1 pseudogene is annotated in these 266 nt (G+C 69.5%); it reads left to right on the top strand.

The window, feature by feature from the left end:
- A pseudogene (locus ACZLZY_RS25010) lies at positions 1-266 on the top strand (NADPH:quinone reductase); the annotation flags it as partial.

The raw sequence follows: 266 nt of genomic DNA, 5'->3' as shown, positions 1-266 counted from the left end.
TGGGAGACGCTCGGCGCGCTGCCCGAGATGCTCCAGACAGCTTGGGGGTCGCTCTTAATCGCGCTGCGCCTCCGCCCCGGAGAGACACTTCTCATCCGCGGCGGCACGACTTCCATTGGCCTAGCCGCAGCCGCCATCGCGAAGGCTGAGGGCGCGATCGTCTGTTCCACCACGCGACGCCCGGACCGGGAAGGCCTGCTTCGCTCCCTTGGCGCGAGCCAGGTGTTCATCGACGACGGGGCGATCGCGGGACAGGTGCGGGACGC

The organism is Mesocryomonas lacus, from assembly GCF_055730135.2.
This window is presented reverse-complemented; position numbering and strand designations above follow the sequence as displayed.